General features: G+C 65.1%; 4 protein-coding genes and 1 pseudogene. All 5 read right to left on the bottom strand.

Going from position 1 to position 4,697, the window contains the following annotated elements; translation table 11 throughout:
- A pseudogene (locus MOV74_RS31540) lies at positions 1-216 on the bottom strand (cell division protein FtsZ); the annotation flags it as partial.
- 90 nt (positions 217-306) lie between these two features.
- Positions 307-1,629, bottom strand: a complete 1,323-nt coding sequence (gene ftsA, locus MOV74_RS31535; RefSeq protein WP_246930876.1) for a cell division protein FtsA — start codon at positions 1,627-1,629, stop codon at positions 307-309.
- A complete protein-coding gene (locus MOV74_RS31530; protein WP_246930874.1) occupies positions 1,626-2,642 on the bottom strand; it encodes a cell division protein FtsQ/DivIB in 1,017 nt (338 codons plus the stop codon). Before MOV74_RS31530 ends, ftsA begins: the two co-directional genes overlap by 4 nt.
- 350 nt (positions 2,643-2,992) lie before the next feature.
- Positions 2,993-3,979, bottom strand: coding sequence for a D-alanine--D-alanine ligase (locus tag MOV74_RS31525; RefSeq protein WP_246930871.1), 987 nt, complete (start codon positions 3,977-3,979; stop codon positions 2,993-2,995).
- A gap of 96 nt (positions 3,980-4,075) precedes the next feature.
- Positions 4,076-4,697, bottom strand: a 622-nt coding sequence (gene murB, locus MOV74_RS31520; RefSeq protein ID WP_246930869.1) for a UDP-N-acetylmuramate dehydrogenase, incomplete at its 5' end; no start/stop codon positions are given.

The following is a 4,697-nucleotide window of genomic DNA, read 5'->3' as shown; positions in this document are numbered from 1 at the left end:
GAGCCCCTGCGTGACCGCGGTGCCCATCTGCACGATGCGCTGCGCCTTCGACATCGTCAGCGCCTGGGCGTCGGTGTTGGCGACCACGAAGTCGACGCCCTGAAGGCCCGCCGTGATCATGTTGTTGACGGCGTTGCCGCCGGCGCCGCCGACGCCGAACACGGTGATCCGGGGCTTCAGTTCGTGAATATCAGGAACGTTGATGCTGATGGTCATGGTTGCTGCCTCTCGATCACGCGCGCGTGAGTTCGCCCCGGCCGGTGGCCGCGGGAGTTGGTGAAAATCGATAATTGCGGAAAGGAGTCATCAGAAGCCCTCGCGTAGCCATCGTCCGACCTTTCCGAAATAACCGCCCGTCCCTGTCCTGACCTGCTGCCGCGTATGCCGCGGTTCGACATGTTCGAGGTGAACATATTGCGGGTAGACGAGGAGTCCGGCCGGCACCGCGAACGCGGCGTTCTTCGCCTCGTTCGGCAGCCGGCCGAAGCCGAGCGGACGTCCGACCCGCACGGGCCGGCCGAGAATCTGAGTTCCGAGTTCGACGAGGCCGGTGAGCTGCGAGGCTCCGCCCGAGAGCACGACTCGGCCGTTGGGCTCTGCGGCGAAGGGCGAATCCTTCAGCTTGTCCCGAACCATTTCGAAGACTTCCTCGGCACGGTGCTTGACGATGTTGGCGATGGTGGCGCGGGAGACGATCTGCGGCAGATCCTGCTCGTCACCGGCTGTCGGCACAGACATCAGCTCACGCGAGTCCGATCCGCCGGTGATGACGGTCCCGTATAACGTCTTGATTCGCTCGGCATCGGCAATGGTCGCCGAGAGTCCGCGCGCGAGATCCATCGTGATGTGTTGCCCGCCGACCGCAAAACCCGCCGCATGCACGAAACGGCCGCCTGAATAAACGGCAATCGTGGTGGTGCCCGCGCCCATCTCAACGACGGCGGCGCCGAGATCGGCCTCGTCGTCGGTCAGCACCGACAGGCCGGCCACATAGGGGCTCGCCGCCATGGCTTCGACATTGATGTGGCAGCGCTCCACCGCCAGCATCAGGTTCCGCGCCACGGTGGCGTCGCAAGTGACAACGTTCATGTCGATGCCGAATTGATGGGCGACCATGCCGCGGGGATCGCGGATGCCCTTGACGCCGTCGAGCGTGTAGCCGACCGGCAGCGCGTGCAGCACGGTACGGCCTTCGCCGGTGGCGTGACGCATTCCGGTGGAGGTGACGCGGCTGACATCGGCCTGCGTCACGGCGCCACCACGGATGTCGGCGGCGGCCTCGACCAGCTGGCCGGAAAGCCGGCCGCCGGAGACCGAGAGCAGCACGGACTCCACCCGCACCTTGGCCATCTTCTCCGCGAGCGCGACGGCCTGGCGCACCGCCTGCTCGCATTCACCGAGATCGATCACCGCGCCGGCCTTCATGCCGCGCGACTGGATCTGGCTGTAGCCGATCAGCTCCACCGCATGGGTGCGGCCGCGCAGCGCCTCGCTCGGCGCCGACGGCTTCAGCCGCGCGATCATGCAGGCGATCTTGCTGGTGCCGATATCGAGGCAGGCGACCAGGCCGCCGCGCTTGTGCGGCATCGGGCGAGTCTTCGGCGTCTGGGTGCGATCGAGACCGGTCATGCGGAATCCCCGGCCTTCTTTTTCTTCTTGTCCTTGAACAGATCTTCGCGCGCCTTGGCGGCGTCCTCGGACAGTTGCACCACCAGCCGATCGGGCAGGCGCATGTCGACGGCGACGATGTCGCGGGAGAACAGCCGGTCCTCCTTGTCGAGCTTGGACAGCATCGCAAGCGCGTTGCCGACGTCCTGCTCGGGCAGGCGAATGTCGAGACCGTCCTTGAGCCTGAGATTCCAGCGCCGCTCGCCGACGAAGATCGCGGCCTTGGTTACCGAATTGACCTGCGGATAGCGCGCCAGCAGCGCGAGGAAGTCGCGAGCCTGGGTTTCGGCGCCCTTGCCGACCACGAGCGGCAACGACAGGAAGCGGCGCGAGACGTAGGGCTCGAGCACGGCGCCGTCATCGGCGATGACCGAAAGCCGGCCGGCCTCCTGCCACAGCGCGAATGCCTTGCGCTCGGTGAGCTCGATCATGAGCTGGCCCGGATAGAGCTTCAGCACGGTCGCATCCGCGATCCAGGGATTGGCCTTGAGCTTGTCGCGCACCGCGTCGGCGTCGAGGAACAGCAGCGAGGAGCGGCCGCTGACGCCGCCGATCGCCAGGATCTCGTCCTGGGTGAGCTGCTTGCGGCCGTTGATCACGACGGAGGTGATGCGGAACCCGGCGGAATTGGCCAGCGCGTTGCGGGCGTCGCTGACCGCGGTGATGAAATCCTGGAGATGGCCGCCCTTGACGATGCCGAAGCCGCAGCTTCCGATCAGCAGCAGCACGGTCATGCTGATCCCGACCCGGCGCGGCAGGTAGCGCTCGACGAGTGCGACCACGCGCGGCGGCGGCTCGCGCTCGACGACGGCCTTTGCTCTGGTCTTGATCTTGGCGGCAGCGCGCCTCTCGTCACGCTTGTCCTGCAGCCACTCGCGCAGAAGCACGACCGCTCCGATCGCGGCCGCCTTCAGGTCAGCTTGGGGCCTCAGCGATCTGAAAAGCGACCGGGTGAGGCTTCCTGCTCCATCCATTGCACGAGCTCGTCAACAGTTTGCCCGCGACACCGCGCGGATCCTGGCGAACATGACGTCTTGAACATGCCGGGCGGGGTGCTGGTCTTCAGCAGAAGAAAACCTCTCCCCTTCAAAGCGTTCGCTGGAGGTGACATCACCCGCGACAGCTCACGCGCCGGCAGCCAAAGCGCCATATGCGCCGCCAGCGTTAACCTTCGGACGTCCTGGTAAACAAAAGGTAAAGTTCGTTAACGTCCGGCGCATTTTGCCCCGCTATGTGAGGCATTTATGCCGCGATGTCCGGCATTTTACCGGTTTTGGGCGCCAAACCGGCCCGTTTCGCCCATTTGGCCGTTAACCAGTCCTAACTATTTCCGCACACCCCGCCCGGCGAGCTCCACCAGGCCGCGCAGGAAGTCGACGAATTCGATCCCCTCTGCTTTCAGCGCCTTGGGGTAGAGCGAGGACTTGGTCAGCCCGGGCAGCGTGTTGGTCTCGAGATAGACCAGGCCCGTGTCCGAGACGATGAAGTCCGACCGGGAATAGCCGGTGCAGGACATCGCGCGGTGCGCCAGCATCGCCTGCGCCTTCAAGGCGGCGGTGATCTCGGGTGCGAAACGGCCGGGACAGATCTCCTGGGTCGACTTCAGGAGGTATTTTGCGGCGTAGTCGAAACTGCCCTCGCCTGGAATGATCTCGATCGGCGGCAGCGCGATGATCGAGCCATCGGTGCGCTCCAGCACACCGCAGGTCGCCTCGATGCCGGCGATGTAGGGCTCGATGACATACTCCTCGTGCTTGGCCGCGTTACGGACGGCGACGAGATCCTGCCTGGCGTTGACGAAGATCAGACCATAGCTTGAGCCGTCGCGCGCCGGCTTTGCGATCAGTCTTCCGTATTCGGCGAAGGCTTCGTCGATGTCGTCGAGCGCGACATTTGCCGGCGATGTCACACCGCCGAGCGCGGCGAAATGCTTGGCCGCGATCTTGTCGAAGGCAAGATGCGAGGAGGCCGAGCCCGATCCGGTGAAGGGCACGCCGCGCGCCTCGCACATCACCTGCAATTCGCCGTTCTCGGCACGACCGCCATGCAGGCCGAGCACGAGGACGCGACCTTCCGCCTTCGCCCGGTCGAGTGCCTGCTCCAGCGGGATGCCGCGCGTTCCGGGGGCGAACTCGTCCTCGAAGGGGCGGGCATGTTCGAGCAGTTGCTTCGACTGCACCACATGCACCTTGTCCTCGACATCCCACCACCACAGATCGGCCTCGGGCAATGCCTGATGCAGGGCCTGGGCCGAGGCGACCGAAACCAGACGCTCGCGGTTGGAGCCGCCAAAGAGGATGGTGATGCGCATTCGCTGCCTCGTGCTTTGTCATTCCGGGATGGTGCGCAAGCACCAGACCCGGAATCTCGAGATTCCGGGTTGCGCTGCGCGCCCCCGGAATGACTGTTAGGGGGAAATCCCGATCCGCTTGATTTCCCAGTGAAGCTCAATTCCGGAATTTGCCTTCACGCGTTCGCGCACGGTCTCGCCCAGCGTCTCGATATCGTGCGCGGTGGCATCGCCCGTGTTGATAAGGAAATTGCAGTGCATCTCGGAAACCTGCGCGCCGCCGACACGCAAACCTCGGCAGCCGGCGGCGTCGACCAGCTTCCAGGCGGAATGGCCAGGCGGATTCTTGAAGGTCGAGCCGCCGGTCTTCTCGCGGATCGGCTGCGCGGTCTCGCGGTGATTTTGTACTTCAGCCATACGCGCGCGGATCGCCTCGGCATCTTTGATCTCACCGCGAAAGCGCGCGGACGTGAAGATGATGGAGGGATCGACGCCGCTGTTGCGGTAAACGAACTTCATGTCGGCGTTGGAGAAGACATGCTTGGTGCCGTCGCGCCCGACGCCGTGCGCCTCGATCAGAACGTCCTTGGTCTCGCCGCCATTGGCGCCCGCATTCATGCGCAGCGCGCCGCCGATGGTGCCGGGAATGCCGAAATAGAATTCGAGCCCGCCGATATTGGCGGCGGCCGCCACTTCCGCCACGCGCTTGTCGAGCGCGGCCGCGCCCGCGATGACGACA

Source organism: Bradyrhizobium sp. SHOUNA76 (genome assembly GCF_023006445.1).
In the GTDB taxonomy this organism is placed as follows: Bacteria; Pseudomonadota; Alphaproteobacteria; order Rhizobiales; family Xanthobacteraceae; genus Bradyrhizobium.
This window is presented reverse-complemented; position numbering and strand designations above follow the sequence as displayed.

Coding starts and splice junctions, on each gene's coding strand:
- MOV74_RS31525 (WP_246930871.1), bottom strand. CDS start 3,979: ATGCGCATCACCATCCTCTTTGGCGGCTCCAACCGCGAGCGTCTGGTT.
- MOV74_RS31530 (WP_246930874.1), bottom strand. CDS start 2,642: ATGGATGGAGCAGGAAGCCTCACCCGGTCGCTTTTCAGATCGCTGAGG.
- ftsA (WP_246930876.1), bottom strand. CDS start 1,629: ATGACCGGTCTCGATCGCACCCAGACGCCGAAGACTCGCCCGATGCCG.